The organism is Streptomyces sp. NPDC001502, from assembly GCF_042894785.1.
Taxonomy (GTDB): domain Bacteria; phylum Actinomycetota; class Actinomycetes; order Streptomycetales; family Streptomycetaceae; genus Streptomyces; species Streptomyces kutzneri.
The window spans coordinates 33,502-46,292 of record NZ_JBIAVW010000009.1; the positions used below are offsets into that span (position 1 = coordinate 33,502).

Genomic DNA, 12,791 nt, shown 5'->3' on the forward strand with positions numbered 1-12,791 from the left:
CGATGAAAGCTACTGGATGAACCCGATAGCGAAACTGCTCAAGGCACTGCCCCCCGGGACCGCCATGGTCGCGGGGGGCACCGCTGTGCTCGGCGCCGCCTCCTACATCCACCTCGCGGTGGCCGGACACAGCCTCTCCGAGGCCGAGAAGGCCGGCGTCTCGGTGCTGTGGACCCTGGTGATGTCCGTCGGGATCGGCCTGTTCTTCCCGATCGAGCAGGAGCTCACCCGGATCGTCGCCGCCCGCGTGGTCCGCGGTGAGGGCGCCGCGCCGGTGCTCAGGAAGGCGGGACTGCTGACCGGGGGCATCCTCGGCGCGGTCCTCGGCGCGCTCGCCGTCTTCGCCCGGCCGATCGCCGACCGGCTGTTCCACGGTGACCTCCAGATGGTCGCCGTGCTCGGCGGCGCCTTCGCCGGGATGGCCCTGTGCTACCTCACCCGGGGCATCCTGGCCGGCACCGGCCGGTTCACCGCGTACGGCTCCCAGCTCGCGGTCGACGGCGGCCTGCGGATCGTGCTGGCCTTCGCCTGCGCCGCCGCCGGGCTGCACTCGGCGCTCGCCTTCAGCCTGATCCTCGTCGTGGCGCCGTTCATCGCCCTGCTGGTCACGCTGGCCCCGACGCTGCGCGCGGCGCGGCCCGGCGGTGTGTTCCCCACCCGGGAGCTGGTCCGCGGCCTCGGGCCGCTGACCGCGTCCACCCTGCTGGCGCAGGTGGTGGTCAACGCGGCGGTGATGAGCACCCAGCTGCTGGAGCCGACCCGCATCGCCTTGATCTCGGCCCTGCTCAGCGCCCTGGTGCTGGCCCGGGTGCCGTTGTTCGTCTTCGGCTCGCTGCAGGCCTCGCTGCTCTCCGGCCTGTCCACCGTGGTGGCCGCCGGCGACCACCAGGGCTTCGCCCGGATGCTGCGCAAGGCCTGCCTGGTGGTGCTCGGCCTCGGCGCGGTCGGCGGCGTGCCCGCCGTGCTGCTCGGACCCTGGCTGATCGAGGTCCTGTTCCGCGCCCAGACCGGTCAGCTCGGCCACGTCGACTTCCTCTGGTTCGCCGTCGGGACGACCTGCTACATGCTGGCGATGGTGCTCGGCCAGGCCCAGATGGTGCTGCACAAGCACCGCGCCCAGCTGGTCTGCTGGGTGTTCGGCACCGCGGTCCTGCTCGGGATCACCCTGCTCCCCGGCGACATCGCGCTGCGCGTGGGCCTCGCCTACGCGGTCGGCTCGCTCGCCACCGCCGCCGCGATGCTGCTGACCCTGCGCGGCGCGGTGCCGCGCCGTAGCGCCGCACCGGTCCCCGGCGGGCAACTCGCCGAGGTCTGAGAGCCGCCGGCGACCGGCACCTCCCACAGTACGATTTCATGATCCGGCGGCGTGGCCAGTCGCCCGATCGGTGGCCGAGAGGCCCCGCACGGTGCGGGGCCTCTCGGCCTTGGCGGACACATACGGATGCACACGGGGTGGGGCATGGGCAGGAACGACGAGGACGCGCGCAGCGGGGGCATATCCGACGAGGAGCTGGCGGCGTTCCTGGAACGGGCCTCCTCGGGCACCGGGGAGGCGCCGCGGGAGCCCTCGGCACGGGCCCGGATGGTGACCGAGCGGCTGCGTGACCAGCAGGATCCGCCGGGCTGGCGCACCGGCCCGGCCCCGCGGGGGATGCGGGGCGGGCGGGGCCGGGCCGGGCGGCGGATCAAGGCCGCCCTGGCCGTCGTCTTCATCGCCGGGCTCGCGCTGGTCGCGCTACGGCCCGAGCTGGTGATCGACCGGGTCACGGGCAAGACCGCCGACCGGGAGGCCGCGAAGGCGCCGCTGGCCGCGGAGACGGCCCGGCCGACCGCGCCGCCGCCCCCGGCGGCCCCCGACCTGCCGACGCTGAAGGAGCCCTTCCGCGGGTCTCCGGCCCTCCAGTGGGCCGACGGCGCCGCCGGGATCGAGGTCCCCGGGGCCACCGCCGTGGGCTGGATGCCGAAGGAGAAGGTCGCGGACGCGCTGCAGCAGGTCAAGCAGTTCCTCGTCGCGGCCAACCTGGACCCGGCGACGCTGCGCGGCGAACGGCCCGCCGCAGCCCTGGCGCTCCTGGATCCCCGGCAGCCGGACGGCCCGCAGCGGCTGGAGCAGTACCTGGCGAAGCCCACGGCGCAGGACAGCCCGCTGACGCTCTTCACCCGCTTCGATCCGGCCGAGGTCAAGCCCGTCGGCGATGTGGTCAAGGTGCGCGGCAGCATGCGCGTGGAGGAGGGGGAACCCGGGGAGGTGCGCGTGGTGACGGACTACACCTTCGTCCACCCGACGACGAAGGGGGGCACGAGCGTGCAGCGCACGATCGTGCGCCGGCAGATCACCCTGTCCCTGCTCGACCCGGCGCGCTGGACGGCCTCAGGGGACCGGCTCCAGCTGAACGAGCACCACGCGGAATGGTCCAACGTGCAGTGCGAGGTGGCCGACGGCTACCTGCACCCGCAGTTCCCGCAGGACGCGCCGACCGGCCAAACACCCACCGGGCCCGCCACGGACCCGTACGACCGCAGCAAGGACATCAAGGGCGCAGGGTGCGGGACCTTCACCCGCTCCTGACCGGGGGAGAGGTCCTGCCGCGCCGTGTGCGCGGTGCAGTTTGACCACTCAGCGTGGCGGGGTATTCTCTTCGGCCCGATTGGCCAGGTACGTGCCTCGTATGGCAGACTACTCAAGTTGCTCGGCTGAGTGCCGATGCTGCGCGCCTCCCGCCGGGAGGACCGGAAGCGAGTCCCACAGTACTCGTCGTCCTTAATCTGCCTTTCGGGGCAGCAATGGGGACGGACGTACGGGAATCTTCTGGGAAGTGTCAGCACGGTGCACACCAGGCACTCGGTGGGTGTTTCTCCCCCGAATCGCGGTCACTGGGACCGTACCCCCTTGGACGAGGGAATTTCCGTATGGGAATTTTCTGTAGAGGGAGTGCGACACGCCCGACCGCGTGGGTCGGAGGAGAGGCCGCGGGATCCGTCCCGCAGCCGACCGGGAGCCAGAGCGTTTCCACATACAGACAGGACTACGGAGTAGCCATGGCGGGACAGAAGATCCGCATCCGGCTCAAGGCCTACGACCACGAGGTCATCGATTCCTCGGCGAAGAAGATCGTCGAGACGGTGACGCGCACTGGTGCGTCGGTCGCGGGCCCGGTGCCGCTGCCCACTGAGAAGAACGTGTACTGCGTCATCAAGTCGCCGCACAAGTACAAGGACTCGCGCGAGCACTTCGAGATGCGCACGCACAAGCGCCTGATCGACATCCTCGACCCGACTCCCAAGACCGTTGACTCGCTGATGCGCCTGGACCTTCCGGCCGGCGTTGACATCGAGATCAAGCTCTGAGAGGCGTCGAGAAGATGGCAAAGCAGATCAAGGGCGTCCTGGGCGAGAAGCTCGGCATGACCCAGGTCTGGGACGAGAACAACCGTGTCGTCCCGGTGACCGTGGTCAAGGCCGGACCCTGCGTCGTTACCCAGGTCCGTACGAACGACATCGACGGCTACGAGTCGGTCCAGATCGCCTTCGGCGAGATCGACCCGCGCAAGGTGAACAAGCCCCTCAAGGGCCACTTCGCCAAGGCCGACGTGACCCCCCGCCGCCACCTGGTGGAGCTCCGCACCTCCGACGCCAGCGAGTACACGCTCGGCCAGGAGATCACTGCTGAGGTGTTCGAGTCCGGCGTCAAGGTTGACGTCACGGGCAACAGCAAGGGCAAGGGCTTCGCCGGTGTCATGAAGCGGCACAACTTCCGGGGCCTCGGCGCCGGTCACGGTGTGCAGCGCAAGCACCGCTCCCCCGGTTCGATCGGTGGCTGCGCCACCCCTGGGCGTGTCTTCAAGGGCATGCGCATGGCCGGTCGTATGGGTAACGAGCGCGTCACCACCCAGAACCTGACCATCCACGCGGTTGACGCGGAGAAGGGTCTGCTGCTCATCAAGGGCGCGGTCCCCGGTCCGAACGGCGGCCTCGTCCTGGTCCGTACCGCGGCCAAGGGGGCTTGAGGTAATGAGCACCATTGACATCCTTTCGCCGGCAGGCGACAAGGCCGGTACCGTCGAGCTCCCCGCGGAGATCTTCGACGCGAAGACCAGCGTTCCGCTGATCCACCAGGTCGTTGTCGCTCAGCTGGCTGCTGCCCGTCAGGGCACGCACAAGACCAAGCGTCGTGGCGAAGTCCGTGGTGGTGGCCGCAAGCCGTACCGCCAGAAGGGCACCGGCCGCGCTCGCCAGGGTTCCACCCGCGCTCCGCAGTTCGTCGGCGGTGGCGTTGTCCACGGCCCGCAGCCGCGTGACTACTCGCAGCGGACCCCGAAGAAGATGAAGGCCGCCGCCCTCCGCGGTGCCCTCTCGGACCGTGCGCGTCACTCCCGCATCCACGTCATCACCGGCGTGGTCGAGGGTGCCGCCTCCACGAAGGCCGCCAAGACGCTGTTCGGCAAGATCTCGGAGCGCAAGAACCTGCTCCTGGTCGTCGACCGCGCCGACGAGGCCGCGTGGCTGTCCGCCCGCAACCTGCCCCAGGTTCACATCCTGGAGCCGGGCCAGCTGAACACGTACGACGTGATCGTCTCTGACGACGTGGTCTTCACTCAGGCCGCTTTCGAGTCCTTCGTGTCTGGCCCCAAGGCCGATGAGACCGAAGGGAGCGACGCCTGATGTCTGAGGCGACCGTTACCAGCAAGACCTTCACTGACCCGCGCGACCTGCTGATCAAGCCGGTTGTCTCGGAGAAGAGCTACGCGCTGCTGGACGAGAACAAGTACACGTTCATCGTCGCGCCCGGCTCCAACAAGACCCAGATCAAGCAGGCCGTGGAAGCGGTCTTCGGGGTCAAGGTCACCGGGGTCAACACGATCAACCGTCAGGGTAAGCGCAAGCGCACCAAGACCGGTTTCGGCAAGCGCGCTGACACCAAGCGCGCCATCGTGACCCTCGCTGAGGGCGACCGAATCGACATCTTCGGCGGCCAGGCCTCCTAACGGAGGTCTAGTCGTCCGGAATCGGACGAGGACTGAGAAATGGGTATCCGCAAGTACAAGCCGACGACCCCGGGCCGTCGTGGCTCCAGCGTCGCCGACTTTGTCGAGATCACGCGGTCCACGCCGGAGAAGTCGCTGGTTCGCCCCCTGCACAGCAAGGGCGGCCGTAACAACACCGGTCGGATCACCGTTCGCCACCAGGGTGGTGGACACAAGCGCGCCTACCGCGTGATCGACTTCCGTCGTCACGACAAGGACGGCGTGCCGGCCAAGGTCGCGCACATCGAGTACGACCCCAACCGCACCGCGCGCATCGCGCTCCTGCACTACGCGGACGGCGAGAAGCGCTACATCATCGCGCCGAAGGCTCTGAAGCAGGGCGACCGGATTGAGAACGGCCCCACGGCCGACATCAAGCCCGGTAACAACCTGGCCCTCCGCAACATCCCGGTCGGTACCACGATCCACGCGATCGAGCTCCGTCCCGGTGGCGGCGCCAAGTTCGCGCGCTCCGCTGGTGCCTCCGTGCAGCTGCTGGCGAAGGAGGGCACGATGGCCCACCTTCGTATGCCGTCCGGTGAGATCCGTCTCGTCGACGCGCGCTGCCGCGCCACGGTCGGCGAGGTCGGCAACGCCGAGCAGTCGAACATCAACTGGGGCAAGGCCGGCCGCATGCGCTGGAAGGGCGTTCGCCCGTCCGTCCGCGGTGTCGCGATGAACCCGGTTGACCACCCGCACGGTGGTGGTGAGGGCAAGACCAGTGGTGGTCGCCACCCGGTCTCCCCGTGGGGTCAGAAGGAGGGTCGTACTCGCTCGCCGAAGAAGGCTTCGAGCAAGTACATCGTCCGCCGCCGCAAGACGAACAAGAAGCGCTAGGAGCGGGTTTAGATGCCGCGCAGTCTCAAGAAGGGGCCCTTCGTCGACGACCACCTCGTAAAGAAGGTGGACGTCCAGAACGAAGCCGGCACCAAGAACGTCATCAAGACCTGGTCCCGTCGCTCGATGATCATCCCCAGCATGCTGGGTCACACCATCGCGGTGCACAACGGCAAGACCCACGTCCCGGTGTTCGTCACCGAGTCGATGGTCGGCCACAAGCTCGGCGAGTTCTCGCCGACTCGCACCTTCCGCGGCCACGTCAAGGACGACCGGAAGTCGAAGCGCCGCTAAAGGCGGGGTGGTTATGACTATGACTTACACCGAAGGGACAACCATGGAAGCCAGGGCCCAGGCGCGGTACATCCGCGTCACGCCCATGAAGGCCCGCCGAGTGGTGGACCTTATCCGTGGCATGGATGCCACGGAGGCTCAGGCGGTCCTGCGTTTCGCCCCGCAGGCCGCGAGCGTGCCGGTTGGCAAGGTGCTTGACAGCGCCATCGCCAACGCCGCACACAACTACAACCACCCGGACGCCTCCACGCTGGTCATCAGCGAGGCGTACGTGGACGAGGGCCCGACCCTGAAGCGGTTCCGTCCGCGTGCGCAGGGCCGTGCCTACCGGATCCGCAAGCGGACCAGCCACATCACCGTGGTCGTCAGCAGCAAGGAAGGTTCCCGGTAATGGGCCAGAAGGTAAACCCGCACGGGTTCCGGCTCGGCATCACCACCGACTTCAAGTCGCGTTGGTACGCCGACAAGCTGTACAAGGACTACGTCAAGGAAGACGTCGCCATCCGTCGGATGATGACGTCCGGCATGGAGCGCGCCGGCATCTCGAAGGTTGAGATCGAGCGCACCCGTGACCGCGTGCGTGTGGACATCCACACCGCTCGTCCGGGCATCGTCATCGGCCGCCGTGGCGCCGAGGCCGACCGCATCCGCGGTGACCTCGAGAAGCTCACGGGCAAGCAGGTCCAGCTGAACATCCTCGAGGTCAAGAACCCCGAGCTTGACGCTCAGCTGGTTGCCCAGGCCGTTGCCGAGCAGCTCTCCTCCCGCGTCTCCTTCCGTCGCGCCATGCGTAAGAGCATGCAGGGCACGATGAAGGCCGGCGCCAAGGGCATCAAGATCCAGTGTGGCGGCCGTCTCGGCGGCGCCGAGATGTCCCGCTCCGAGTTCTACCGCGAAGGCCGTGTGCCGCTGCACACCCTCCGCGCGAACGTGGACTACGGCTTCTTCGAGGCCAAGACCACCTTCGGCCGTATCGGTGTGAAGGTCTGGATCTACAAGGGCGACGTCAAGAACATCGCCGAGGTTCGCGCCGAGAACGCTGCGGCCCGTGCGGGTAACCGCCCGGCCCGTGGCGCGCAGGGCGCTGGCGACCGTCCCGCCGGCCGTGGTGGCCGTGGTGGCGAGCGCGGCGGCCGTGGTGGCCGCAAGCCGCAGCAGGCTGCTGGTGCCGAGGCCCCCAAGGCCGACGCTCCCGCCGCCGCTCCGGCCGAGAGCACCGGAACGGAGGCCTGACCGACATGCTGATCCCTCGTAGGGTCAAGCACCGCAAGCAGCACCACCCGAAGCGCAGCGGTATGGCCAAGGGCGGTACTGAGGTCACGTTCGGCGAGTACGGCATCCAGGCGCTGACCCCGGCTTACGTGACGAACCGCCAGATCGAGGCGGCTCGTATTGCGATGACCCGCCACATCAAGCGTGGCGGCAAGGTCTGGATCAACATCTACCCGGACCGCCCGCTGACGAAGAAGCCGGCCGAAACCCGCATGGGTTCCGGTAAGGGTTCTCCCGAGTGGTGGATCGCCAACGTGCACCCGGGTCGGGTCATGTTCGAGCTGTCCTACCCGAACGAGAAGATTGCTCGTGAGGCGCTCACCCGCGCTGCTCACAAGCTTCCGATGAAGTGCCGGATTGTTCGGCGCGAGGCAGGTGAGTCGTGATGGCGACGGGAACCAAGGCGTCCGAGCTGCGTGAGCTCGGCAACGAGGAGCTCGTTGGCAAGCTGCGCGAGGCCAAGGAGGAGCTGTTCAAGCTCCGCTTCCAGGCGGCCACGGGTCAGCTGGAGAACAACGGCCGGCTCAAGTCCGTCCGTAAGGACATCGCTCGCATCTACACCCTGATGCACGAGCGTGAGCTCGGTATCGAGACGGTGGAGAGCGCCTGATGAGCGAGAACAACGTGACTGAGAAGACCGAGCGCGGTTTCCGCAAGACCCGTGAGGGTCTGGTCGTCAGCGACAAGATGGACAAGACCGTCGTCGTCGCCGTCGAGGACCGCGTCAAGCACGCCCTGTACGGCAAGGTCATCCGCCGTACGAACAAGCTCAAGGCGCACGACGAGCAGAACGCTGCCGGCGTCGGCGACCGCGTCCTCATCATGGAGACGCGTCCGCTGTCGGCGAGCAAGCGCTGGCGCATCGTCGAGATCCTCGAGAAGGCCAAGTAAGGCAATTCGCGCAAGCGAATTCCAAACAGACACAGTCTGAGGGGTTTCCCTCAGATTCGTTCCGCCAGGCTCGGTGGGGGCGACGCTCTCCGGAGTGAAGCCCCCGCCGGGAACCGGCAGACAAACAGGAGATACACGTGATCCAGCAGGAGTCGCGACTGCGTATCGCCGACAACACTGGTGCAAAGGAAATCCTTTGCATCCGTGTTCTCGGTGGTTCCGGTCGCCGCTACGCGGGCATCGGTGACGTCATCGTCGCCACCGTCAAGGACGCGATCCCCGGTGGCAACGTGAAGAAGGGTGACGTCGTCAAGGCGGTCATCGTTCGCACCGTCAAGGAGCGTCGCCGCCAGGACGGCTCGTACATCCGCTTCGACGAGAACGCCGCTGTCATTCTGAAGAACGACGGCGACCCTCGCGGCACCCGTATCTTCGGCCCGGTGGGCCGTGAGCTGCGCGAGAAGAAGTTCATGAAGATCATCTCGCTCGCGCCGGAGGTGCTGTAAGCATGAAGATCAAGAAGGGCGACCTGGTTCAGGTCATCACCGGTAAGGACAAGGGCAAGCAGGGCAAGGTCATCGTCGCCTTCCCCGCCGACAACCGTGTCCTCGTCGAGGGTGTCAACCGGGTCAAGAAGCACACCAAGGCTGCGCAGAACCAGGCCGGTGGCATTGTGATCACCGAGGCCCCGGTCCACGTCAGCAACGTTCAGCTGGTTGTGGAGAAGGACGGCAAGAAGGTCGTCACCCGCGTCGGCTACCGCTTCGACGACGAGGGCAACAAGATCCGCGTTGCCAAGCGGACGGGTGAGGACATCTGATGGCTACCACTCCGCGTCTCAAGACGAAGTACCGCGAGGACATCACCGGCAAGCTGCGTGAGGAGTTCTCCTACGAGAACGTCATGCAGATTCCCGGCCTCGTGAAGATCGTGGTCAACATGGGTGTGGGCGACGCCGCCCGCGACTCCAAGCTGATCGACGGCGCCATCAAGGACCTGACGACGATCACCGGTCAGAAGCCGGCCGTCACGAAGGCCCGCAAGTCCATCGCGCAGTTCAAGCTGCGCGAGGGTCAGCCGATCGGCTGCCACGTCACCCTCCGTGGTGACCGCATGTGGGAGTTCCTGGACCGTACGCTGTCGCTCGCGCTGCCGCGTATCCGTGACTTCCGTGGTCTGTCGCCGAAGCAGTTCGACGGCCGTGGTAACTACACCTTCGGTCTCACGGAGCAGGTCATGTTCCACGAGATCGACCAGGACAAGATCGACCGTACCCGGGGTATGGACATCACCGTGGTCACCACGGCGACCAACGACGCTGAGGGCCGCGCGCTCCTTCGTCACCTCGGCTTCCCCTTCAAGGAGGCGTAAGCGAGATGGCGAAGAAGGCTCTCATCGCGAAGGCTGCCCGTAAGCCCAAGTTCGGTGTGCGTGCGTACACCCGCTGCCAGCGCTGCGGTCGCCCCCACTCCGTGTACCGCAAGTTCGGCCTGTGCCGCGTGTGCCTTCGTGAGATGGCTCACCGTGGCGAGCTGCCGGGCGTGACCAAGAGCTCCTGGTAATTCCCTTCCGTCCGTAAGGACTTGGGAAGTACCAGAGACTCTCGGTAAGCATCTGGTCGGTGGGTGCCCAGCACCGCATGCCGTAGGCTTGTGGGGTTGGGCGTCCACCGCCCTATCGACTTACTACGCCGTAGGTCCCCGCACCGCACCCGTCCCGCCACTGAGTGGGGAGAGGGATGGCGCATACAGGAAACCCCGGCGAGAGAGGCCGAAGGCCACTTCATGACCATGACTGACCCGATCGCAGACATGCTGACCCGTCTGCGTAACGCTAACTCGGCGTACCACGACACCGTCGTGATGCCGCACAGCAAGATCAAGTCGCACATCGCAGAGATCCTCAAGCAGGAGGGTTTCATCACCGGCTGGAAGGTCGAGGACGCCGAGGTCGGCAAGAACCTCGTCCTCGAGCTGAAGTTCGGGCCGAACCGTGAGCGCTCCATCGCGGGCATCAAGCGGATCTCGAAGCCCGGTCTGCGCGTGTACGCGAAGTCCACCAACCTGCCGAAGGTGCTCGGCGGCCTGGGCGTGGCGATCATCTCCACGTCGCACGGTCTGCTCACCGGCCAGCAGGCAGGCAAGAAGGGCGTAGGTGGGGAAGTCCTCGCCTACGTCTGGTAGTCGGGAACGGAGGAAAAGCAATGTCGCGAATCGGCAAGCTCCCCATCCAGGTTCCCGCCGGTGTGGACGTCACCATCGATGGCAGCACGGTCGCGGTGAAGGGCCCCAAGGGTTCCCTCTCCCACACCGTTAAGGCTCCCATCGCCGTCGTGAAGGGCGAGGACGGCGTTCTGAACGTCACCCGTCCGAACGACGAGCGTCAGAACAAGGCCCTGCACGGCCTGTCCCGCACGCTGGTGGCGAACATGATCACCGGTGTGACCACGGGATACGTCAAGGCTCTCGAGATCAGCGGTGTCGGTTACCGTGTCCTGGCGAAGGGCTCCAACCTGGAGTTCCAGCTGGGTTACAGCCACCCGATCCTGGTGGAGGCGCCCGAGGGCATCTCCTTCAAGGTCGAGTCGCCGACCAAGTTCTCGGTCGAGGGCATCGACAAGCAGAAGGTCGGCGAGGTCGCCGCCAACATCCGCAAGCTGCGGAAGCCCGACCCGTACAAGGCCAAGGGTGTCAAGTACGCCGGCGAAGTCATCCGCCGCAAGGTCGGAAAGGCTGGTAAGTAGCCATGGCATACGGTGTGAAGATCGCCAAGGGCGACGCGTACAAGCGCGCTGCCAAGGCTCGCCGCCACATCCGCATTCGCAAGAACGTGTCGGGTACGGCGGAGCGTCCGCGCCTCGTCGTGACGCGTTCGAACCGCAACATCGTTGCTCAGGTCATCGACGACCTCCAGGGTCACACCCTGGCGTCCGCGTCGACCCTGGACACCTCGATCCGCGGTGGCGAAGGCGACAAGAGCGCCCAGGCCCAGGCCGTCGGCGCGCTCGTGGCCGAGCGTGCGAAGGCTGCCGGCGTCGAGACCGTTGTCTTTGACCGCGGTGGCAACCGATACGCCGGGCGCATTGCCGCTCTGGCTGACGCCGCCCGCGAAGCCGGGCTGAAGTTCTAAGCCCCGGTTCCGGGACTCACGGACGTAACAGAGAGAGGTAATCCAATGGCTGGACCCCAGCGCCGCGGAAGCGGTGCCGGTGGCGGCGAGCGGCGGGACCGGAAGGGTCGCGACGGTGGCCCTGCCGCCGAGAAGACCGCTTACGTTGAGCGCGTTGTCGCGATCAACCGCGTCGCCAAGGTTGTCAAGGGTGGTCGCCGCTTCAGCTTCACCGCGCTGGTCGTGGTGGGCGACGGTGACGGCACTGTAGGTGTCGGTTACGGCAAGGCCAAGGAAGTTCCCGCGGCCATCGCCAAGGGTGTCGAGGAAGCGAAGAAGAACTTCTTCAAGGTTCCGCGCATCCAGGGCACCATCCCTCACCCGATCCAGGGCGAGAAGGCTGCGGGCGTCGTCCTGCTGAAGCCTGCTTCCCCCGGTACCGGTGTTATCGCCGGTGGCCCGGTGCGCGCCGTTCTGGAGTGCGCCGGCGTTCACGACATCCTGTCGAAGTCCCTGGGCTCCGACAACGCGATCAACATCGTGCACGCGACCGTGGCGGCCCTCCAGGGCCTGCAGCGTCCCGAGGAGATCGCGGCTCGCCGTGGTCTGCCCCTCGAGGACGTCGCCCCCGCGGCTCTGCTTCGTGCACGTGCCGGGGCGGGTGCGTAATGGCTCGCCTCAAGATCACGCAGACGAAGTCGTACATCGGCAGCAAGCAGAACCACCGCGACACTCTGCGTTCGCTCGGGCTCAAGCGCCTGAACGACGTGGTCGTCAAGGAGGACCGCCCCGAGTTCCGCGGAATGGTGCACACCGTCCGCCACCTCGTGACGGTTGAGGAGGTTGACTAACATGGCTGAGAACAGCCCGCTGAAGGCCCACAACCTCCGTCCCGCCCCCGGCGCCAAGACCGCGAAGACCCGTGTCGGTCGTGGTGAGGCGTCGAAGGGTAAGACGGCCGGTCGTGGTACGAAGGGCCAGAAGGCCCGTTACCAGATCCCGCAGCGCTTCGAGGGTGGGCAGATGCCCCTCCACATGCGCCTGCCGAAGCTCAAGGGCTTCAAGAACCCGTTCCGCACCGAGTTCCAGGTCGTGAACCTGGACAAGCTCGGCGCTCTCTACCCCGAGGGTGGAGAGGTCACGGTGGCCGACCTGGTCGCCAAGGGCGCGGTTCGCAAGAACAGCCTCGTCAAGGTCCTGGGCCAGGGCGAGATCTCCGTGGCGCTGCAGGTTTCGGTTGACGCCGTCTCCGCCTCCGCCAAGGAGAAGATTGCCGCTGCCGGCGGCACCGTCACCGAGCTCGTCTAAGACGATTTCAGTGGCTGAATAGCTCGAAACCCGACCGGGGATGCCTCACATATGGGG

23 protein-coding genes are annotated in these 12,791 nt (G+C 66.8%); all 23 read left to right on the forward strand.

Going from position 1 to position 12,791, the window contains the following annotated elements; all coding sequences use genetic code 11:
* Positions 1 to 16 precede the first annotated feature (16 nt).
* The 23 genes from ACFY0D_RS17300 to rplO all read left to right on the forward strand — a co-directional run bounded on the left by ACFY0D_RS17300 (position 17) and on the right by rplO (position 12,734).
* Positions 17 to 1,315 (forward strand): lipopolysaccharide biosynthesis protein, encoded by a 1,299-nt coding sequence (locus ACFY0D_RS17300; RefSeq protein WP_390799114.1) that lies wholly within the window; start codon positions 17 to 19, stop codon positions 1,313 to 1,315.
* 144 nt (positions 1,316 to 1,459) lie between these two features.
* A complete protein-coding gene (locus ACFY0D_RS17305; RefSeq protein WP_390799115.1) occupies positions 1,460 to 2,569 on the forward strand; it encodes a hypothetical protein in 1,110 nt (369 codons plus the stop codon).
* A gap of 470 nt (positions 2,570 to 3,039) precedes the next feature.
* Positions 3,040 to 3,348 carry a 30S ribosomal protein S10 gene (gene rpsJ, locus ACFY0D_RS17310; RefSeq protein ID WP_003948644.1) on the forward strand — a complete coding sequence of 103 codons (309 nt, stop codon included), beginning with the start codon at positions 3,040 to 3,042 and terminating at the stop codon, positions 3,346 to 3,348.
* Between the two features lie 14 nt (positions 3,349 to 3,362).
* The gene (gene rplC, locus ACFY0D_RS17315; RefSeq protein ID WP_007265899.1) at positions 3,363 to 4,007 is read left to right on the forward strand and encodes a 50S ribosomal protein L3; all 645 of its coding nucleotides are present in this window, start codon (positions 3,363 to 3,365) and stop codon (positions 4,005 to 4,007) included.
* Positions 4,008 to 4,011: 4 nt separating this feature from the next.
* A complete protein-coding gene (gene rplD, locus ACFY0D_RS17320; RefSeq protein WP_030725940.1) occupies positions 4,012 to 4,662 on the forward strand; it encodes a 50S ribosomal protein L4 in 651 nt (216 codons plus the stop codon).
* Positions 4,662 to 4,985 (forward strand): 50S ribosomal protein L23, encoded by a 324-nt coding sequence (gene rplW / locus ACFY0D_RS17325; protein ID WP_030154694.1) that lies wholly within the window; start codon positions 4,662 to 4,664, stop codon positions 4,983 to 4,985. The genes rplD and rplW overlap by 1 nt, the downstream gene beginning before the upstream one ends.
* Positions 4,986 to 5,024: 39 nt before the next feature.
* A complete protein-coding gene (rplB, locus tag ACFY0D_RS17330) occupies positions 5,025 to 5,861 on the forward strand; it encodes a 50S ribosomal protein L2 (protein WP_008739715.1) in 837 nt (278 codons plus the stop codon).
* A gap of 12 nt (positions 5,862 to 5,873) precedes the next feature.
* Positions 5,874 to 6,155 carry a 30S ribosomal protein S19 gene (gene rpsS / locus ACFY0D_RS17335; protein ID WP_008739713.1) on the forward strand — a complete coding sequence of 94 codons (282 nt, stop codon included), beginning with the start codon at positions 5,874 to 5,876 and terminating at the stop codon, positions 6,153 to 6,155.
* Between the two features lie 43 nt (positions 6,156 to 6,198).
* Positions 6,199 to 6,546 (forward strand): 50S ribosomal protein L22, encoded by a 348-nt coding sequence (gene rplV / locus ACFY0D_RS17340; RefSeq protein ID WP_007265904.1) that lies wholly within the window; start codon positions 6,199 to 6,201, stop codon positions 6,544 to 6,546.
* Entirely contained in the window at positions 6,546 to 7,388 is an 843-nt protein-coding gene (gene rpsC, locus ACFY0D_RS17345; protein WP_008739710.1) for a 30S ribosomal protein S3, read from the forward strand. Before rplV ends, rpsC begins: the two co-directional genes overlap by 1 nt.
* 5 nt (positions 7,389 to 7,393) lie before the next feature.
* Positions 7,394 to 7,813, forward strand: coding sequence for a 50S ribosomal protein L16 (gene rplP, locus ACFY0D_RS17350; RefSeq protein WP_008739704.1), 420 nt, complete (start codon positions 7,394 to 7,396; stop codon positions 7,811 to 7,813).
* Positions 7,813 to 8,037 (forward strand): 50S ribosomal protein L29, encoded by a 225-nt coding sequence (gene rpmC, locus ACFY0D_RS17355; RefSeq protein ID WP_008739703.1) that lies wholly within the window; start codon positions 7,813 to 7,815, stop codon positions 8,035 to 8,037. Before rplP ends, rpmC begins: the two co-directional genes overlap by 1 nt.
* On the forward strand, positions 8,037 to 8,318 hold the full coding sequence (gene rpsQ, locus ACFY0D_RS17360; RefSeq protein WP_030008467.1) for a 30S ribosomal protein S17: 282 nt from the start codon (positions 8,037 to 8,039) through the stop codon (positions 8,316 to 8,318). Before rpmC ends, rpsQ begins: the two co-directional genes overlap by 1 nt.
* Positions 8,319 to 8,455: 137 nt before the next feature.
* The gene (gene rplN / locus ACFY0D_RS17365; protein WP_008739701.1) at positions 8,456 to 8,824 is read left to right on the forward strand and encodes a 50S ribosomal protein L14; all 369 of its coding nucleotides are present in this window, start codon (positions 8,456 to 8,458) and stop codon (positions 8,822 to 8,824) included.
* A 2-nt stretch (positions 8,825 to 8,826) separates the two neighbouring features.
* Positions 8,827 to 9,138, forward strand: coding sequence for a 50S ribosomal protein L24 (gene rplX, locus ACFY0D_RS17370; protein WP_030008468.1), 312 nt, complete (start codon positions 8,827 to 8,829; stop codon positions 9,136 to 9,138).
* Entirely contained in the window at positions 9,138 to 9,689 is a 552-nt protein-coding gene (rplE, locus tag ACFY0D_RS17375; RefSeq protein WP_037792008.1) for a 50S ribosomal protein L5, read from the forward strand. Before rplX ends, rplE begins: the two co-directional genes overlap by 1 nt.
* 5 nt (positions 9,690 to 9,694) lie before the next feature.
* Complete coding sequence (locus tag ACFY0D_RS17380; RefSeq protein WP_003956452.1) at positions 9,695 to 9,880, forward strand: type Z 30S ribosomal protein S14; 186 nt, start codon at positions 9,695 to 9,697, stop codon at positions 9,878 to 9,880.
* A gap of 222 nt (positions 9,881 to 10,102) precedes the next feature.
* Positions 10,103 to 10,501 (forward strand): 30S ribosomal protein S8, encoded by a 399-nt coding sequence (gene rpsH / locus ACFY0D_RS17385; protein WP_007265911.1) that lies wholly within the window; start codon positions 10,103 to 10,105, stop codon positions 10,499 to 10,501.
* 20 nt (positions 10,502 to 10,521) lie between these two features.
* Positions 10,522 to 11,061 (forward strand): 50S ribosomal protein L6, encoded by a 540-nt coding sequence (gene rplF / locus ACFY0D_RS17390; RefSeq protein WP_030388858.1) that lies wholly within the window; start codon positions 10,522 to 10,524, stop codon positions 11,059 to 11,061.
* A 2-nt stretch (positions 11,062 to 11,063) separates the two neighbouring features.
* Positions 11,064 to 11,447, forward strand: a complete 384-nt coding sequence (gene rplR / locus ACFY0D_RS17395) for a 50S ribosomal protein L18 (RefSeq protein ID WP_008739696.1) — start codon at positions 11,064 to 11,066, stop codon at positions 11,445 to 11,447.
* Between the two features lie 45 nt (positions 11,448 to 11,492).
* On the forward strand, positions 11,493 to 12,095 hold the full coding sequence (gene rpsE, locus ACFY0D_RS17400; protein ID WP_030388857.1) for a 30S ribosomal protein S5: 603 nt from the start codon (positions 11,493 to 11,495) through the stop codon (positions 12,093 to 12,095).
* Entirely contained in the window at positions 12,095 to 12,277 is a 183-nt protein-coding gene (gene rpmD / locus ACFY0D_RS17405; RefSeq protein ID WP_005313525.1) for a 50S ribosomal protein L30, read from the forward strand. Before rpsE ends, rpmD begins: the two co-directional genes overlap by 1 nt.
* A gap of 1 nt (position 12,278) precedes the next feature.
* Positions 12,279 to 12,734 carry a 50S ribosomal protein L15 gene (rplO, locus tag ACFY0D_RS17410; RefSeq protein ID WP_030008473.1) on the forward strand — a complete coding sequence of 152 codons (456 nt, stop codon included), beginning with the start codon at positions 12,279 to 12,281 and terminating at the stop codon, positions 12,732 to 12,734.
* Positions 12,735 to 12,791: the final 57 nt, after the last annotated feature.